We start from the raw sequence: 18,078 nt of genomic DNA, 5'->3' as shown, positions 1-18,078 counted from the left end.
GTGATTGCCGGCAATATCAAACAATCCCTTGCAATGATCGCAATCATTCCAACCACTAATGTTAGTCAAAATAGAAATAGTGATTTGCCAACTTACTCAGTTATCGATCTGAAAGAAAAAGAGCTGGATGAAAAAATCACGGTAATCGTGAATTTCTAAGCTGCCTGTGTGGCAGTGAACGTACGTCTTTTATCGGTTTTGTTGGCATTAGTTTTCTAAGCTGCCTGTGTGGCAGTGAACGTACGTCTTTTATCGGTTTTATTGGCATTAGTTTTCTAAGCTGCCTGTGTGGCAGTGAACCAAGAAAAGCATTATCCATGAAAGGGACTATGGTTTCTAAGCTGCCTGTGTGGCAGTGAATGAGCTTCTACTCCTTCTCGATCTGGGGATACACTTCTAAGCTGCCTATGCGGCAGTGAACGTTTAAAGTTAGCTTTCTCTCCATTTAGGTAACTTCTAAGCTGCCTATGCGGCAGTGAACGAACGCATTTTCATAATAAAATCTCTTAAAATCTTCTAAGCTGCCTATGCGGCAGTGAACCTATGAAGGGGCTATAGTAGACATACCCTCGTCTTCTAAGCTGCCTATGCGGCAGTGAACGGTTTGGTATTAACATTTCCCTTATTTCTCAACTTCTAAGCTGCCTATGCGGCAGTGAACCTACTAGCATTTTATCTAGGATTTGTGGATTTCTTCTAAGCTGCCTATGCGGCAGTGAACCATTAAATCGTTGCCGATTGAGGCAGCAAATACTTCTAAGCTGCCTATGCGGCAGTGAACCTTTTTTAGGCGATAATATAATAGAATCAATACTTCTAAGCTGCCTATGCGGCAGTGAACTGCTCGTCGTCATGTGATGCGAGGCGGTTTTACTTCTAAGCTGCCTATGCGGCAGTGAACATTTTACGTCGTGCCTTCCTTGGCCTCAAAAACTTCTAAGCTGCCTATGCGGCAGTGAACTTTCAAAATTACCCTTGCGATTAAAGAGACAACTTCTAAGCTGCCTATGCGGCAGTGAACGTGAAATAGAAACGACCGCATTTTGATTTGTTCTTCTAAGCTGCCTATGCGGCAGTGAACTTATGTGCTCAATATTAGATTGTGTCAAAACACTTCTAAGCTGCCTATGCGGCAGTGAACATTTATATTCTGATGTATACATGGTTGATAGACTTCTAAGCTGCCTATGCGGCAGTGAACTTAGCTTTTCTGCGTGATCAGTAATATATGTTCTTCTAAGCTGCCTATGCGGCAGTGAACTTTTTGCGTGATACCAGTAGTGATTTACAGAACTTCTAAGCTGCCTATGCGGCAGTGAACATTTACTCAATGATGAAACAAGACTTGGGCTTCTTCTAAGCTGCCTATGCGGCAGTGAACTTACGCGCTTGTTCTGCATACTCTGATTTATACTTCTAAGCTGCCTATGCGGCAGTGAACGCATTTGCGATTTTGAATGTTGTTATGAAGATCTTCTAAGCTGCCTATGCGGCAGTGAACTTTATGGCTTTTTTAAATGCTGCGCAGAACATCTTCTAAGCTGCCTATGCGGCAGTGAACATTAAAACTCTTTTCTCTATTTTCGGTGATAACTTCTAAGCTGCCTATGCGGCAGTGAACAACAATACTACAATAAAAAATAAAGTTATAACAGCAAGTTAGAACAAAAATAACGGTTTGACCTAAGTTTTTATTTGCTATTATAACTTATTGATTTTGATTTATTTTTTTAAAGAGCAAAAAATATTGGGTTAAAATTCAGGTACGCTTGACACTGAACTTAATCCGTAAGTCCTAAAGATTTGGTTGTTAGTACACTCTGTGTTGTTTTTGGTGATAAATAATTTAAAATGATGTTTGTTATTGTGATTAGATAAGCTGAGGCTTTCTAATTTAATATAGGGTAAGTCCGTTGTTGTCACGACATTTTGATAACGTTTTAAGGCTTCATCAAAAGCAATATCACCACGTTTAGCACGATGTCGGGCTAAACGTTCTGCATTAGTTTTAACTTGTTTGCGGTTATAAATAGCATAGCCAGTTACTTTATGTTCAGGAACATTACGTATGGTTGTGATATGCACATAATCCATTAAACGAGCTAACCATTTAGCTAGATTAAGTTTTTTTAATTCTTTCTCTGTTTGAGCAAAAAGCCGGAGTTTACTACCCATAAAGCTAATGTTTTTCTCTTGGTTAAAATAATATTGTGGAAAAGAGAGACCGATAGAAATTTTTCCATTTTGATCTTTTATCTCAACAAAGGCTATATGTAATTGCATATAGACTGTTGACCATAATTGATAAAGAGGAAAGTCGTTTGTTTCGATTAATGTCACTTCTATATAATGCTTCATATCATTCCTTAAATGCGAATATCTGTGACATAAGCAAGTCCTTTTTTTCCTATATAAAAAGAAGAAACGCCCGCATCTTCGATCTTTTGTTCTAGATCACGTGCTTGCTCTTTAGGAATATTTAATGTGATTGCTAAACGACCACTTGCTTTAGTCAGAGATTGAACGACTTCACCTTCACCTTTCTTTTTTTCTTTTAAAATATAGGGATTTCCCCAAACTAGTTTTTTTTTGCCGGTAGTATATGTACTCATAAAGTCTTTTGGAGTAATAGATCCAGTCTTTGCAATTCCACTTATATTTCCTTGTTTAGTTAAAATATGGGTTAAATTATATTGAGCTTTTAGACGTAAAATTTGTATATATACCGCGGCGGTGTAAAAGCTAATTACTTTTTGTTTAGGAAAATCTTCTAGTGTGAATTTAATATCTTTAAATTTGTCCAGAATTTTTTCAAAGGCTTTTTTGCTCTCAGTTGGTAACTTAGTTGTTTTAATTTTCTTTAATTCTTCTAAGCGATTAATAATAACAATAGGATCAAATTCAAATATGCTTGGTGTGAATTGAAAATCATCATTTAAAATAAACTGAATAACTTCATCTAAACTAAGAAATAGAGTGCCCCATAATTGTGGCGAAAAGTCTGACTTAAACGCTGGATCATTGGATTTAATCATACCGGTAAACCAATTTGGATCTTCTCCTGACATATTTCTAATAAAAACCAATTCTTGGGTGAGGGTGGCATTATCTTTGATATCCTGCTCAGTTAATATCGATTCGATAGTTTTAAAGTAGTAATCAGGATCTTGACGAGCTTGATAGAGTTTACGTTGCTCGCCAATTAATCGATTCAATATACCTATTATTGTGTCTTTCGATATCGGACGATATTTAAAATTAGCTGTATTTTTTTTCTTTAATTCTTGTTTTAAGGCAATGAATTTACGGCCTTTTGGTTGTAGCTCTTCATTATTAGAGCCATCTAAAAATGAATTACGCCATGATGCTTCATATTCGATAATAATTTGCATAATTCACCTATTCATGGGCAGTAAAATAAACCGCATAATCATTTTGTGGCTCGATACTGGATTGCTCTGGGTGACGTTTGATCCGCATCATTTTATTACTATCGTTATAATCCACTTCAACTTCATCAACATACATATAGCCTTTAGCTTGTTTAATGCTTAGATTGCGTAATCTATCGAGGGTTTCGTTAACTAAAATATCGATAGCGGTATTGTCTAATAGAATGCCGACTTCGCCTTCGTGATAGATAGTGCCGTTACGCACATAGTTAGCATGAAAAACCGCTTTTGGCTCTCTGGTGGGGTCTAAACTTTTAATAAATTGTTGTATGTGTTGGGCAACATTTTCACCTTCACCTTGTTTAATCACCATTGATGCTCTATCAAACTTTTTATCTAAAGAGATAAATGCCAGTTGTTCGATGTTGATTGAACCATAAGCGACATATTGAGTATCGCCAAAGGTAGTTTTAGAAAAAATAGAGTTTTCTCCGCGTTTGTAGCTTTTGGTACCATCAGCCTCATTTTTTTCTTCACTTGAACTGGCATTTGACATTTGTTCAAAATTGCCATTACCCAGTTGGTCAATAAAGTCTGTGATCAATAATGGACTGGTCCTCTTGTATTGACTTGTAGGCACAACATAGCCACGGATCAAACCTGTAATCGAAGCCAAGATCTCAAGGATATTTTTGTCATTCGCATAGTGTAGGTCAAAAGATTGCTCACGGAATAGATGATGTCGAATACAGTTTTGGCTAATATATAGGGGAGTTTCTTTAAAATTAATATCTGAAATTTCTTTTCTATATTTATAACCATTTTCTTTAACTTTACCTGATAAATTGGAAAATCCGCGTAATTTAGGTAAAGTATGATTATCAACGGTTTTACCATTATCTCCTGTTAAAGAGGTGGGGCCATTCCAGTTAACCACACCATAACCATAAGCCGTGATTTTAAAATCAACACTTTTAATACCGGTTACTTTAGTCATGTTATTTTCCTTCTTTATTAATAGTTAAAATTTGCAGTTTTTGTAATGCAATTGTGCCCACAGGCTGTTTATCACAAGTGGCATAATAAATGGCTTCTGGATGACGAACATGAGTACCACCAACTTTGTTTAGATCGTCTTCGATATAACTTAAATACAGCGGATATTCTGCATCTCTCGAGTAGTTTTCTAATACTTTACATCTGGCTTGATATTTCTTAGCTGGAATACCCTTAACTGGATGAGTAACATCAATATTGCCATGTTTTTGCGCAATAAAATCCAGTAGGCCTTAGTCCTTAATGGCGGTGAGTGATTCCGTTAAATTATCAAATTCGGTTATATCGTCTAGTGGTGGTTGATAAGCATAGAAATTTTCAAATTTTGGTTGCTGATAATTATTGAGATTTAACACCGCTAACTGTATAAATCGACTGTCGCCTCGTAGTGAACTTTTGCTAATCTTGGTGTTATGTAGAGTCGTTTTGGTTTTTATGATTTTTGTCGGTTCAGTGACTTTACTATTAGTTAGCATGATACTATTTTGCAATGCTTTTGCTAAATCAGCGGTTGCAGATTTTATTCCGTAATCTGAGGTGTAAAATGTTTTATGCAATTGATAGAGTTGCGTTAGTTTAAATTGTTGGTTAGCGAGTTTATCCTGTAAGTATTCATACCAGGCTTTTGAGATTTGCAGGCTATTTAACCGGTTAAGAAAATAGGCAGATTTTCCAATACATTTTCCTTGTTTAACACTTTGGGTAATGGCAATTTGTATAATATTACCTTGTTGATTTTCACCGAAACGGTCGAGGCGGCCAATGCGTTGTAACAAGTTTTCTGGTGAGGTCATTTCACTCAACATAAAATCACAACTAATATTAAGTGATGCCTGCACAATTGGGCCACTTCTTAAAACATCATATTTGCCTGAACCCTGCTTTTTAAAACTCTCATAGACTTCGTTAAACCAATATTTTTTATCACTTCGTTTGAATTTGGAGTGAAATAATACGGCATTTTCGTGGTTTTTTTTGTGAATAAAACTGAGTTGGGCGGTTTGGGCAGTATTACTAATAACGAAAGTATTATCGGAATATTTTTTGTAGAAGGGATTGTCATCGATGGATTCATCATTGTATTCAATAAAATTGATTTGATAATTACTTTGATTAAACGAGGCCATTTCAATTACATCATTTTCATGTAACCCAATGATATTTTGTAAGTATAGATAAGGAGATGTTGCAGAGACCAATAAAGTATTTTTGTTGAATTTCTCCCGCATCCGCTTGTTGGCAATCAATTCGGCAAAGAGCAAATTGAATATTTCCATCGTCATATATTCATGGTATTCGTCGAACACAACGTGTGAGCCCATGAATGGTAATAAACTATTTACTTTGGTGTGGGTGACAATGGAATTTAAGATTTGATCAATGGTGGTAACAACGACATCACCAGAAAAATAGGCTTGTTCATCGGTTGCTTCTCCCCATGAATTGGTATATTTAAATTCGCTGGTATAAATTTCGATTTTTGCGTCGGGTAGATAGGTATCGATTAATTCTTGGAAAATCCCCTGGCATATTTGTACCCGAGGGCACACCCAGATAATTTGTTTTGCATCTTTTAATTTTGCCCATTGCAGAGCTATTTGGGTTTTACCGCAACCCGCAGGGCCAGCGAGCACGGCAATATCAGGTAAATCTGCTAATTTTTGGGCAATTTCTAACTGTTTTTGGCTGCGTTCACTAGTAGGGAATTTTGTGGCTATTTGTGTTAAATGACTTGGCAAGTTAGACAGCATTTCTTGGCTATCAATCAGTAATTCATCCAGCCGTTGTTGATGAACATAATCCAGTAGATCACTAGCGGTTAATTGAGAAATTAGGCGATCAGCGCTAATAACACAGGCACGTAATAAGTTATGGTGTGCATTTTTATTAATATTTTGTTTTAGTTTATCTATAGCGACGGAATCAGTTGTTTCATATCTTTTAAATTTAGGAAATTCTTTATCTTTAATTTGATATTCGAAGTTTTCCCGTAAGGCTGGAGTGTAGTCAAATGATAAATTCAGATTTTTTTCAATATCGTAGACATTATTATAATTTTTAGAAAGTTTAACTATATGTTTTAATAGTGATAATGTATCATTAATTAATTTTTCAAATTGTTCAGCGGTGATATTTTTTAATAAGTAACTATATGCTTTTGTCAGGCTGTCAAAATCACCATTTGGCCTATAGGGTTTAGCATGATGCCAATAAATAACATGGTGTAAGTTTTCTTTTTGATGATTATATAAACCAGTAATTTGTTGTTCTAACACGTTAAAAATTAATAAAGAAATTTCGTTGTGTCTGGGATATTTTTCAAACGTGAATTTAACATCAATATGTTGACCGTCTTCAGTAGGATCTTTTTGTTTGCCTTTTTTAACCCATTGCTGAAAAAGGAGATCTAATTTACCAATATCATGTAAACAACCAGCTAAATAAGCAACTTTTGCTAAGTTACGATGTTCATTGTTATCAACCAGTTGGTTAAATAATTGTTGTGCAATATAACCGACAGCAAAAGAGTGCTCTGCTAGAGGTTGTAATTGAGTATTGGCATAATATTCATCTTTTTTTACTTGGTTGATTGCAATATCCATAAAAACCTCTTTTTGTGTAGTATTCACCGGTACTATTCCTTGCAGATTAAATTTATTACGATTGCCAACAATCCAAAGTAGTTCGCTGCGCTGTCTTGAACGGATCCAATGACAACTTACCGCTGTATTTTTACTAACAGTTTTTCGTAATAATTTTTTTACTGCAATCAAACCATCTTCTGTGATCACCGTTTGCCAGGTATTATTCCCAATTCGATCAGCAAAGGCATCCAGTACTCGACGTGTTCGAGCCAGTGCTTTTTTTTCACATTGGCTGATAAAAGTGACATACATTGTTTTATTTTCCCGCAACCGATGATAAAGCGACGGTTTTTACTTGTTTAAACATAAAGTCCAGCGCTTTATGTTCAGTTAATTTTTGCAGTACTTGCTGACGAAATGCTTGCTCCGTCATTTTCTCTTTTGCACAAATAAATGAATAAGGCAACACGATCGCATCTTTAATTAAGTCAGCTACATCAAATACCAGTGCGCCACGGCGGGTTTTGCCATGCATAACAGCAAAACTGTGCGGGATGCCTAATACCCATAGACAACTGGCGGCTAAACCGTAAGCTAAGTAATTACCGTGATTAAGGAACTCATTAGTTTTATTGTGTGATTTATGTTGTCGGATGAAATTTTTCTGGTTGGTATTATTTGCTGCATATTTATATAAAGTTTTCGTCAATTGTGCTTCTGTTGCTAAGAGTTCTGTGGGATCCTTCGCCACTTTCGTTCGCGCATGAAATGTTTCTAGAGCTTTTTGGATTATTTTATTTTGGTAAACAAATTCTTCATTTTTCAATTCACGATCTTTTTCCCAAACTTGTTGTAAATAGTTGATCCTCTCCTGCTGAAACTGCTTAGCGGCGGCTAAACGCTTATCTTGATCAAACCAGAACTGCATCCAGCCTTGCAAATATTCTGTTGGTCGATACTCATTTTGTGGTGTTAGCCACTCGATTTCGGCACCCATAAATAAAGGAGTACCACCGCCGCCACAAAAACCGACCAGTACGCCGGCTGTGGCTAGCATTCGCATAGCGGCTTGAGTGATAGAGGTTCCTGTGCCTAATAGAATTACAGTGGTATTTGCAATGGGAATATTGTAATAGCAGTTTTCATTTTTAGCTTCCGTTAGATATAAAACTCGGCCATCCTTTTGCATTACACGACAGTGCTCTAGATAGTAGAGATTAGCTCTTTTAGAATGTAATATTGTTTTTAAGTCTGAAGGAGGCAGTTGTTCCATTTTTATTTTAAAACTCCATTTTAATAATTGTTTCCCGCAAAATGGCGCTAGCGGATTAATTGATTGCTAAGTGGTGTTTTGTTGGTTGCTATTTAGCGTCATATATTAATGAAAATTTTTTTATATTTCATGACATAGCACATAAAAATCAGCTAAATTTAGGTTAAGTAAGTTGTTGTTTGATGATATAGCTTAGTATTAACTTTATTTTCCCCTAATTAGTCATAATTAATTTATTGGTTAGTTGGGCGAGACTTTTTATTAACTAAATAAGTTATGTAAATATAGTTAATTGAAATTATAGAAATATATTATTAATTTAAAGAGCTATATATTAATTAAATGCTGCTAATCTATTATTATTTTCATTTATTATAAAATTAAAAATTTCTAATGATGATTGAATAGTTAAATAAATAGAGTTTAAACAAAAAATAAATTAAATTTGATTTTACATTGCTATTTAGTTGAAATACTAAGGTATCGCTGATAGCGATACCTAACGTTTTTTTACAAAAAATGAAATTTATTTATATTAAATATACTATTAAAAATTTAGTTGCAGAAAAATATTTGTTAATGTCTGATTATCATAATATTTTATTATAAAATTTTATAAATTGATTTCAATTAATAATTATTCAATAAAACAGACAGCGGAGCAGTAATGAAAAATTCTTACCACAAATAGAAAATAAAATGCTGATGGCGTTTGTCGCTGCTGCTGAGTCAGGTAATTTTTTACAGGCAGGGATATTATTAAATAAGTCTAAAACCACAATTAGTCGTTGGATAAATGAACTTGAGATTATATTAGGTTATACATTATTTGATAAACGCTCGAATGGTTCTGTTTTGGATATAAATAGTAATGGTAAAATTTTATTACCAAAGGTTAAAATGTTTTTGTTATCTTTGCAAAAATTAGAAAAGTTTTCTTTCGCTTTAAATAATAATAAAGATCCTGCCGCCATTAGATTAGCATTTAATCAATTGATTCCTGAAGAGGCGATTGCTGATGTAGTATTAAAATTAAAGAAGGAATTTCCCGCTGTTGAAATACATATTGTTCATGCGGATTTATTTGATGTTGAATTTACCCTTAATAGTAACAAAGCAGATTTTGTTTTAGGCTTACAATGTGTTGAGATATACAACAACATTAATGCGCAAGTTGTTGGTGATATTCAAATGATGTTAGTGGCGGATCCAACCCACCCTTTGGCAAAAGAAGAACGGGTGAATAGTTTATCTTTATCTTCTGAAACGGTTATTTATCCTTCATTACAGGGTAAGGTCGATGATGAGCGATATCATTTTCTGCCTTATGCAGAAATGATGTTAACCACTGATTATTATTCATGTGTGAAATTGGCTGAAAAAGGATTAGGAGTTACTTATATTCCTGACCATATGGCTATTAATTCTATTTTGGCAAAAAAATTAAAAGAGATAAAAGTCGACAAAAATGAAGTTAATAATATTCATTCATTGATGCTATATTACCGAGCGGATTATTGTTATTTTGCCATATCTGCCATTTTAAGCTCAGGATTAAAAGAGTGGTTTGGTTATCATTAAGTAATTAGCACCGTTTGTTATTTCATTGATTTAACGACTCGTTGCTTGGCTTTAGCGTAAAATGGCTAACATAATTAAATAAAACATAAACAAACTAGCAATGGGATATTTTTTCCCAATTCTTTACGCATATAATATGCGCTCATTCGAAAGTGTTATATCTCGTTAGGCGAGGCTCCTATACAAACACAAGTTGCTGATCTCACGACGTCGAGAGACGCCCAAGGTTAGGACAAGGCAGATCGTATTAAGGTTTGTCTCAAAGTAACTTCCTTTCATAGGATACGTTGTATAGTGCTAAAACTAAGACGATTGGGATAGTGTTCTATGCTCTTTCATCTGGTCGCCCCTATATATGAGATTTATTATAGGGTATCTATATGTTTCTATTTTTGACATTCAGCGAGCAAAGTATTTTCTTAGTTAGATTTAGCTATATCTCTCTTCTTTCTCCTATACCGATAAATTAACTGTTTATTTTATTGGGTTAAAACAGCATAAAGTGATTATCATTAATTACTAATTAGGCTGTGTATATTTAAAATATTTGTATGATGACTAGTTCATCAATTTTTATATGTCTTGAGATAAGTATCATGTTTTCTTTTATTAAAAATAAATCGACCGGTTTAATTTTTTTCAGTTTTTATATTCCCGGGACTATGGCTGTAGACGTTTATGATAAGCAAGGTAGTCGAATAGCGGTAAATGGTGAGATTGAATCTAAACTAATGAGTTCAAAAGATAAGGATCAAGATGGTAATGAAATAAAAGTAAAACTGGGTTTAGAGTTAGATAGTCAGTTTACCGATTCTGCTAGTGGTTTTGCCAAATTTGAACATGAAATAGAATTGCATGGTGGAGAAGGGGACAAAAGTAATGAATCAAAGAATAATTTGGCTTTTACCGGATTAAAATATGCTACTCACCATATCGATTATGGTCGTAATTATGGTGTGATTTATGATGTTGCTGCTTATACCGATGGATTGTCGCTTTTTGACGGTGATTTCTTTTCTGATAGTGATATTTCAACCACCAAAGAAGCAAGTAATTTGCTGACTTATCGCCAAACTGATTTTTTTAATTTGATTAAGGGACTCAATTTTGCTTTGCAATATCAAGGCAAAAATAGCCATAATGAGGAGGTTCAGCATCAAAATGGTGAGGGTTGGGGAGCTAGTGTTAATTATCACTTAACGGATAATTTGCAAGCAACCGTGGCCTATTTTTATTCCAACAGAACTCAGCAGCAACAGCAGATCCGGGCGGGTAAATCGGCGGAAATATGGGCGGTAGGTTTCAATTATGACGCTGAACCTGTCAAATTTGCCGGTTTATATTCCGAAAGCCGCAATATTCATTTCCACGAAGTCGATGATAATGTAGTGATCTTTGGTAAAGTTAATACCCTTGAGTTGCTTTCTTCCTATGCTTTTGCATCAGGCTTGGAGCCAGGAATAGCTTATTTTTATTCACGGGCTGATAAGCAAGTAGATGTGGTTAATTATCTTAATATTTTTACTAACTATAATTTTAACCATAATTTCAAAGCTTACGCTGCTTATAAAGTTAATTTATTGAGAAATAGCCAACGGGGTAACGAATTAGAGCTAGCGCGCGATAATGTTATTGGGGTAGGGATGACTTATAGTTTCTAAACTTTATCACTATTGTGAGCGAATTTTCTGTTATCTTTCATGGTAATGGTTAGTTATGTGTGTCATTAAATAACTAACGACACACATAACTAAATTTATTTTTATTAACCAATGGTTATTAATTACCGATTTCAGTGCTTGTTCTTAATTTGGTTAATTCCAGCGCTTTATTTTTAGTTAACTCAATTTTGTTAGCCATCGCGGCGATCCCCCAATAGGTTCCTTGCTGATTGTCATAAAAGCGGTTAATCGCTTCTAAGTTGAGATCGCGATATTTTATCCATGCCAATTGTGATTTTTTCAACGCAGTTTTGAATCTTGGGCTTAACTCTTTAGCGGCGATTAATAATTGATATTGCTTGTTCAATTCGTTATCCCATAACTTTAACGCATTTTGGTAACAATCAATGCTATCGAGGGTTGATACTGTTGTTGGTTTGGCTAAACATTGCTCTAACGCTTGATCGATATTATTGCTATCGGCAAGTACCAATTTACTGATAAATAACATGATAACTATGATTAATTTTTTCATGGCATCAACTCAAATGGTTTATCGGTATTAATAATATATAAGTATACAGGACAAGGTTGCTGGTTGAGATATTAATGTCGGTTGTTTATTAATATTACGATTTAGCCTGAATAAAAGAATGGTTATTTGTCAATGCTGAAATTATCGTCATTATGTAGATCGCTAATTTAGGCTGGCTAAATTACTCCTCATCGCATGGTGATGAGGAGAAAGTTAGTCAATGATATTGAGTTAGTATTAGCTATGTATATTTTGATTGTTTTCCATCTCGAAGCGTGGCGAAACGAAGCCATAGAGCGTCCAGCCTAAGAATGTCGCTAGCGCGCCCCACATAATGGCATCTTCTCCAGAAGAATATAAGGCATAAAAACTATAGGCGGCCCCAATAAAAGCAATAATATTAGCCATTTTTGCTTTCTGTGGCTCAACATTAGCCACTTTTTGTAAGATGATCATGGTGGCCATAGAAAGAATATAAGGGATAATATTAGTGACAACGGCTAGGTTAACTAATACATTAAATTGTTTGTTTAGTGATGGACTAATGGTCATCAGCGCTAAGCCAGATTGGATAATGACGATAATCAGCATACCTTTAATCGGCGCTTCTGCTTTATTGACAGCGGAGAAAACTTTTGGAAAGTAGCCAGCATCCGATGATGATTTAAATACTTGCGCAATCGTAAACTGCCAACCCAGTAGGGAACCACAACATGACATGATCATTAGCGCCATGATGACTTTACCGATAGTGGGATTAAATATTTGTGCGAAAGCTAAACTAAAGGGGGCCGTGGAGTTAGCTAAGTCTATATTAGGCACAATACCGGCTATGACATTGGTGGATACAATATAGATGGCTGCTGCGCCTAGTGTGCCGCCTAATACAGCAATAGGGACATTTTTCTCTGGGTTATCAACAGCTTCACTATTTGCACAAGCCGATTCCATGCCGAGAAATGCCCATAATGTCATGGCAATTGAGGAGCCAACGGCCTGAAAAAATGGAAAATTATGTGGGTTCCAGGAGTTGATATATAGGTCGGCTTTGAACCAGTACCAGCCAATAATGGAGATCCCCATAACTGGAATAATAACCCCTTAAACGGTGATACTACTTATCTGACCCGTGATGTGAGCACCACCAAAGTTAGCAACAGTACAGATCCATAATACGGCGATGGTAGCGATACAAATAAGTAATGGGCTTAAGCTTACCCCGAATAGTTCTGCTCCATAACCAACTGCAGAGATAGCAATCGCGACATTAGCAATTAATAGTGAGATCCCATAGGTGTAGTTAGCCATAAAGTTGCCGGATTTACCGAAGGTATATTCAGCGTAACCACCCATCCCGCCACTGCGGCGGCTGTACATGCCACACTTTGAGAAAGCGTAAGCCAGGGCCATTGAGCCGACAGCGGTAACGATCCATGAGAGGATCGATATGGTACCAACTTCTGCTAACTTGGTCGGTAACATAATAATACCTGAGCCCATCATATTAACCGTAGTCAATATGGTTAGCTGTAGCACACTCATTTTATTTTTAGATACCTGCATTTTTTTCTCTCTTAACTCTTGAGAAATCTTAGTTATTTAATTGGTAAAGATTTACGGTTTGTGAAGATATACATGACTATTTAATGGCATAACCATAAGCACGGATGCGGCCATCAGCATCAGTTTGCAGATATACGCCTTGTAGTTCAGGTGAAAAACCTGGGAACTGATTGATCCCGTCTTCTAACGCCAGAAAATAGTTTTGCACCGCACCGCCCCAGACTTCTCCTGGCACAACACATAGTACGCCTGGTGGGTAAGGTAGCGCGCCTTCGGCCGCAATTCGACCGGCAATGTTTTCAATCGCAATCAGTTCGATTTGGCCGCGTACAAACTGGATATTGGCTGCTTGCGGTAACATTTTAACGGCTGGAAAATGCGCTTGACGAAACATCTCTTTTTGTAGTTGTTTTACGTTCAATTTGGCATATAAGTCATGCATCTCTTGGCATAGCTGACGCAGGGTATAGTGCTGATAGCGTTGTTGGTTGCTGCGGTAGAGTGTTGGTAAAACGTCAGCTAATGGGGCGTCGATTTCCAGTAAATGTTCAAAACGGGCAATTTGGGCCACCAGATGTTGCATTTTTGCTATCGATTCTGCCGGTGTGAGTAAAAATAGAATTGAGTTTAGATCGCATTTTTCCGGGATAATGCCCTGTTCACGTAGGTAATTTGCCAGAATAGTGGCTGGTACACCAAAGCTTTCATAATTGCCAGTTTGGCTATTGATGCCGGGTGTAGTTAACATTAGTTTACATGGATCAACAAAGTACTGATTTTCCGCGTAACCATCAAATGAGTGCCAGCGTTCGCCGGGGGTAAATTTAAAGAAGCGTAAGTCATTAGCGATTTCATCGGTGTCGTAGTTATTCCAGGGGCGGTCATCGATCATTGCAGGAATAAATGGGCGGATGAGTTTACAGCAACTTAGCAATAATTTGCGCGTTTCGATACCGGTTTTTACGCAGTCCATCCATAGCCGTTTGCCACTTTCGCCGGCATGCATTTTGGCATTAACATCTAAAGCGGCAAATAGCGGGTAGAACGGGCTGGTGGAAGCGTGCATCATAAAGGCGTTATTCAAGCGTTTGTGATTGACATAACGTGGTTGCCCTTTGATATGACGGTCTTTTTTATGGATTTGAGAAGTCTGTGAGAAACCTGCTTGTTGTTTGTGAACCGATTGAGTGACCAAAATACCTGGATCATTTTCATTGAGTTCCAACAGTAATGGCGAACAGTCTTTCATCATTGGAATGAACTGTTCGTAACCCACCCAGGCGGAATCAAATAAAATATAGTCACAAAGATGGCCAATTTTATCGACAATTTGACGTGCATTGTAAATTGTTCCGTCATAGGTACCAAGTTGGATCACCGCCAGACGAAAAGGACGTTTTTGCTCTGCGTGCTCAGGCGAAGTTTTTTTGATCAGATCAAGCAGATAATCTTCATTAAAGCAGTGAGCGTCGATGCCACCGATAAAGCCAAATGGATTGCGAGCTGTTTCTAAATAGATTGGTGTAGCACCTGCTTGGATCAACGCACCATGGTGATTAGATTTATGATTGTTGCGATCAAATAACACTAAATCCCCCGGTGCCAGTAAGGCGTTTAATACCACTTTGTTGGCAGAAGAGGTGCCGTTTAAAACAAAGTAGGTTTTATCGGCATTAAACACTTTTGCGGCGTATTGTTGTGCCGTACAAGGTACACCTTCATGGATCAATAGATCGCCCATTGAAACGTCAGCATTACAGAGATCTGAACGGAACAGGTTTTCACCAAAATAGTCGACGAATAAGTTACCTAATGGATGACGCCGAAAGAATGCTCCCCCTTGATGACCTGGACAATCGAAAGCGCTGTAGCCTTGTTCGACATATTTTTTTAGCTTACCAAATAAAGGTGAGAGTAAACTTTGCTCATATTTTTGTGCCGCAGTTTCTAATTGCTTAGCATACAACTGGCTATTGTTTTTGTTGAGATCGATAACACCAGTCAGACAAGCAAGTGTATCAGCCGGAATAACTTGATTGTGATGAATGAGCGCAAAAATCGGCTGACCAAAACTTTGTTGTTTAATCGTATCAAGTCCACCTTGCTGAATATCTTCTAGCGAAATAATAATCGCCGCAACATCACTGAAGTCAGTAGCAAAGATATTAACCAAGCTACGTGAGCTATCAATATGATCACTGATATCAAAACTGGTAGCGAGTTTATATTGTTCCATTTTATTTCCTGTAAATTAAGACAATAGAATTGCGGCCAAAATGGATGGACATTTATTTTGGCGTATTTTTTATTGAAAATTGAATTAAGCTAAATTTGATTTAGATTAAAGCAATAAATCATTTTGTTAGATTAATTAATCTAAACGCGCTGATTGACAAGTATGAATAGTTAATACAATAGACATGATTTATTTAAATCAATGGCATGACTATTTGGGAATGACGATCCATACAGTAAAAACAGCAGCATGAATGTCGAAAAGGATCACCTGTGGGTGCAGAAACGTTCAAAACTAAAACATGAGCGATGGCAGAACATCATTAAATGGGTTGTTCGTCTTATATGGGGCCAAAGTCGGTTATTATTTTCAATTTTTTGCACTTCTAAAAAAGCAGTTTGTTATATGGGGTATTTTTATCAATATAAATTAATAAAAAAAATAAATAATGATGTTAATCAAAATTAGTATAAGAAGTTTTTTTAATTATTGGCTGTCACGCTTTTTATCTGAATTTATCCCTCATTTCAGATAGAATTTTATTATTAATAAACAATATTGCAATTCTTGATACGCATTTATTTGGATCGCAAACCCAATTGTACAATTTCGTTTTTTCAATGTTAAAATAACTTTTTTATCCAATTAATATTACAACATAGATCCTACCTTTATGAGCAATAAACAACGTGTCCCTACAATAGGATTTTTATCATTAGGCTGCCCAAAAAATTTGGTCGATTCTGAAAGAATTTTGACTGAATTACGCACGGATGGTTATCAAATTGTAGCCAGTTATCATGATGCTGATCTGGTTATTGTTAATACCTGCGGTTTTATCGATAGCGCAGTACAAGAATCATTGGAAGCCATTGGTGAAGCATTAAATGAAAATGGTAAAGTGATCGTAACCGGTTGTCTGGGAGCGAAAGAAGATCAGATCCGTGAAGTACATCCGAAAGTATTAGCCATCACTGGTCCGCATAGTTATGAACAGGTGTTAGCCCATGTTCATCATTATGTTCCTAAACCGCAACATAATCCTTTTTTTAGTTTAGTGCCGCAGCAAGGGATCAAGTTAACACCTAGGCATTATGCGAATTTGAAAATTTCTGAAGGCTGTAATCACCGATGTACATTTTGCATTATTCCATCAATGCGAGGTGATTTGGATAGTCGGCCTATTGGTGAGGTATTAAGTGAAGCCAAACGCTTAGTTGCCGCAGGCGTGAAAGAGTTGCTTATAATTTCACAAGATACATCAGCCTATGGCGTAGATACTAAGCATCGCGTAGGTTTTTGGCATGGCCAGCCAGTTAAAACTAGTATGGTCAGCTTGTGTGAACAGCTTGCCGCTTTAGGAATTTGGATCCGATTGCATTACGTTTATCCTTATCCTCATGTTGATGACGTGATCCCACTAATGGCACAGGGTAAAATTTTACCTTACTTAGATATTCCCCTGCAACACGCGAGTCCAACGGTGTTAAAACGGATGAAACGGCCGGGGGCAGTAGAGAAAACCTTAGAGCGTATTCGCCGTTGGCGTGAAATTTGTCCTGCATTAACCTTGCGCTCAACCTTTATTGTTGGTTTTCCAGGGGAGACTGAAGCGGATTTCCAGTTATTACTTGATTTTCTCCAACAGGCGCAGTTAGATCGAGTTGGTTGTTTTAAATATAGCCCCATTGATGGCGCGCAGGCTAATGCATTACCTGATCAAGTTCCAGAAGAAATAAAAGAGGCGCGTTATCACCGTTTTATGCAGGTTCAGCAGCAAATTTCTCAGCAGCGCTTGCTACAGAAGGTTGGTTCTAAGATCTGGATAATCATCGATGAGCTGGATGATCAGGGAGCAGTAGGGCGTAGTATGGCTGATGCACCTGAAATTGATGGTGTCGTTTACCTTAATGGCGAATTTAATGTTAAACCGGGGGATATCGTTCAGGTATACGTTGAACATGCTGACGAATATGATCTATGGGCCACGAGACATATCCATTAATGTGAATCAAATCTATAAAGTATGATAGGGTTTTTATTTTTGCCTACTAATATGCCTTATTAACAAAATTACTGTTTTTTTTTGAATTTTGTCCTATTTTAAATTCTTGTGTTAAAATTAATCTGTTCATTGTTTAGTTAATTATACTAAACAGTGAACATTTTTATTTTTGAGCCTGCATCTTGTATCGA

General features: G+C 36.5%; 11 protein-coding genes, 1 pseudogene, 1 CRISPR repeat array and 1 riboswitch. Of the genes and pseudogenes, 3 read left to right on the top strand and 9 right to left on the bottom strand.

Features of this window, described 5'->3' with window-relative positions:
* Nucleotides 1–152: 152 nt before the first annotated feature.
* Nucleotides 153–1,621: direct repeats of the CRISPR family, unit length 28 nt; unit sequence CTTCTAAGCTGCCTATGCGGCAGTGAAC.
* A 131-nt stretch (nucleotides 1,622–1,752) separates the two neighbouring features.
* From cas6f to cas1f, 5 genes are all read right to left on the bottom strand, one after another.
* Nucleotides 1,753–2,358 carry a type I-F CRISPR-associated endoribonuclease Cas6/Csy4 gene (gene cas6f, locus LDL57_RS03355; RefSeq protein WP_180560644.1) on the bottom strand — a complete coding sequence of 202 codons (606 nt, stop codon included), beginning with the start codon at nucleotides 2,356–2,358 and terminating at the stop codon, nucleotides 1,753–1,755.
* 8 nt (nucleotides 2,359–2,366) lie between these two features.
* Nucleotides 2,367–3,392, bottom strand: a complete 1,026-nt coding sequence (gene cas5fv, locus LDL57_RS03350; RefSeq protein WP_180560643.1) for a type I-Fv CRISPR-associated protein Cas5fv — start codon at nucleotides 3,390–3,392, stop codon at nucleotides 2,367–2,369.
* 7 nt (nucleotides 3,393–3,399) lie between these two features.
* Nucleotides 3,400–4,389 carry a type I-Fv CRISPR-associated protein Cas7fv gene (gene cas7fv, locus LDL57_RS03345; RefSeq protein ID WP_180560642.1) on the bottom strand — a complete coding sequence of 330 codons (990 nt, stop codon included), beginning with the start codon at nucleotides 4,387–4,389 and terminating at the stop codon, nucleotides 3,400–3,402.
* Between the two features lie 292 nt (nucleotides 4,390–4,681).
* The gene (gene cas3 / locus LDL57_RS03340; protein ID WP_202881813.1) at nucleotides 4,682–7,345 is read right to left on the bottom strand and encodes a CRISPR-associated helicase Cas3'; all 2,664 of its coding nucleotides are present in this window, start codon (nucleotides 7,343–7,345) and stop codon (nucleotides 4,682–4,684) included.
* A 4-nt stretch (nucleotides 7,346–7,349) separates the two neighbouring features.
* Nucleotides 7,350–8,306 (bottom strand): type I-F CRISPR-associated endonuclease Cas1f, encoded by a 957-nt coding sequence (gene cas1f / locus LDL57_RS03335; protein WP_180560641.1) that lies wholly within the window; start codon nucleotides 8,304–8,306, stop codon nucleotides 7,350–7,352.
* Nucleotides 8,307–9,005: 699 nt separating this feature from the next.
* On the opposite strand from cas1f, the gene LDL57_RS03330 reads away from it, so the two are divergent.
* Nucleotides 9,006–9,887, top strand: coding sequence for a LysR family transcriptional regulator (locus LDL57_RS03330; RefSeq protein ID WP_180560640.1), 882 nt, complete (start codon nucleotides 9,006–9,008; stop codon nucleotides 9,885–9,887).
* A gap of 154 nt (nucleotides 9,888–10,041) precedes the next feature.
* A riboswitch (M-box (ykoK) riboswitch) is annotated at nucleotides 10,042–10,211 on the top strand.
* A gap of 272 nt (nucleotides 10,212–10,483) precedes the next feature.
* Complete coding sequence (locus LDL57_RS03325) at nucleotides 10,484–11,548, top strand: porin (RefSeq protein WP_180560639.1); 1,065 nt, start codon at nucleotides 10,484–10,486, stop codon at nucleotides 11,546–11,548.
* 118 nt (nucleotides 11,549–11,666) lie between these two features.
* Here LDL57_RS03325 and LDL57_RS03320 read toward each other — a convergent pair whose 3' ends face one another.
* From LDL57_RS03320 to speFL, 4 genes and pseudogenes are all read right to left on the bottom strand, one after another.
* Nucleotides 11,667–12,083 carry a lysozyme inhibitor LprI family protein gene (locus LDL57_RS03320; RefSeq protein ID WP_180560638.1) on the bottom strand — a complete coding sequence of 139 codons (417 nt, stop codon included), beginning with the start codon at nucleotides 12,081–12,083 and terminating at the stop codon, nucleotides 11,667–11,669.
* A 237-nt stretch (nucleotides 12,084–12,320) separates the two neighbouring features.
* Nucleotides 12,321–13,646: pseudogene (potE, locus tag LDL57_RS03315) on the bottom strand (putrescine-ornithine antiporter).
* 76 nt (nucleotides 13,647–13,722) lie between these two features.
* On the bottom strand, nucleotides 13,723–15,882 hold the full coding sequence (speF, locus tag LDL57_RS03310) for an ornithine decarboxylase SpeF (RefSeq protein ID WP_180560636.1): 2,160 nt from the start codon (nucleotides 15,880–15,882) through the stop codon (nucleotides 13,723–13,725).
* 266 nt (nucleotides 15,883–16,148) lie between these two features.
* Nucleotides 16,149–16,256, bottom strand: coding sequence for a leader peptide SpeFL (gene speFL / locus LDL57_RS03305; RefSeq protein ID WP_119712386.1), 108 nt, complete (start codon nucleotides 16,254–16,256; stop codon nucleotides 16,149–16,151).
* A 299-nt stretch (nucleotides 16,257–16,555) separates the two neighbouring features.
* On the opposite strand from speFL, the gene rimO reads away from it, so the two are divergent.
* Nucleotides 16,556–17,887 carry a 30S ribosomal protein S12 methylthiotransferase RimO gene (gene rimO, locus LDL57_RS03300; protein WP_180560635.1) on the top strand — a complete coding sequence of 444 codons (1,332 nt, stop codon included), beginning with the start codon at nucleotides 16,556–16,558 and terminating at the stop codon, nucleotides 17,885–17,887.
* The last annotated feature ends 191 nt before the right edge of the window (nucleotides 17,888–18,078 follow it).

The sequence above is a fragment of the Arsenophonus apicola genome, assembly GCF_020268605.1.
GTDB lineage: Bacteria > Pseudomonadota > Gammaproteobacteria > Enterobacterales > Enterobacteriaceae > Arsenophonus > Arsenophonus apicola.
This window is presented reverse-complemented; position numbering and strand designations above follow the sequence as displayed.

Excerpts from the sequence above, each read along its gene's own strand:
- cas6f (WP_180560644.1), bottom strand. The coding sequence starts at position 2,358 with ATGAAGCATTATATAGAAGTGACATTAATCGAAACAAACGACTTTCCT.
- cas5fv (WP_180560643.1), bottom strand. The coding sequence starts at position 3,392 with ATGCAAATTATTATCGAATATGAAGCATCATGGCGTAATTCATTTTTA.
- cas7fv (WP_180560642.1), bottom strand. The coding sequence starts at position 4,389 with ATGACTAAAGTAACCGGTATTAAAAGTGTTGATTTTAAAATCACGGCT.
- cas3 (WP_202881813.1), bottom strand. The coding sequence starts at position 7,345 with ATGTATGTCACTTTTATCAGCCAATGTGAAAAAAAAGCACTGGCTCGA.
- cas1f (WP_180560641.1), bottom strand. The coding sequence starts at position 8,306 with ATGGAACAACTGCCTCCTTCAGACTTAAAAACAATATTACATTCTAAA.
- LDL57_RS03330 (WP_180560640.1), top strand. The coding sequence starts at position 9,006 with ATGCTGATGGCGTTTGTCGCTGCTGCTGAGTCAGGTAATTTTTTACAG.
- LDL57_RS03325 (WP_180560639.1), top strand. The coding sequence starts at position 10,484 with ATGTTTTCTTTTATTAAAAATAAATCGACCGGTTTAATTTTTTTCAGT.
- LDL57_RS03320 (WP_180560638.1), bottom strand. The coding sequence starts at position 12,083 with ATGAAAAAATTAATCATAGTTATCATGTTATTTATCAGTAAATTGGTA.
- speF (WP_180560636.1), bottom strand. The coding sequence starts at position 15,882 with ATGGAACAATATAAACTCGCTACCAGTTTTGATATCAGTGATCATATT.
- rimO (WP_180560635.1), top strand. The coding sequence starts at position 16,556 with ATGAGCAATAAACAACGTGTCCCTACAATAGGATTTTTATCATTAGGC.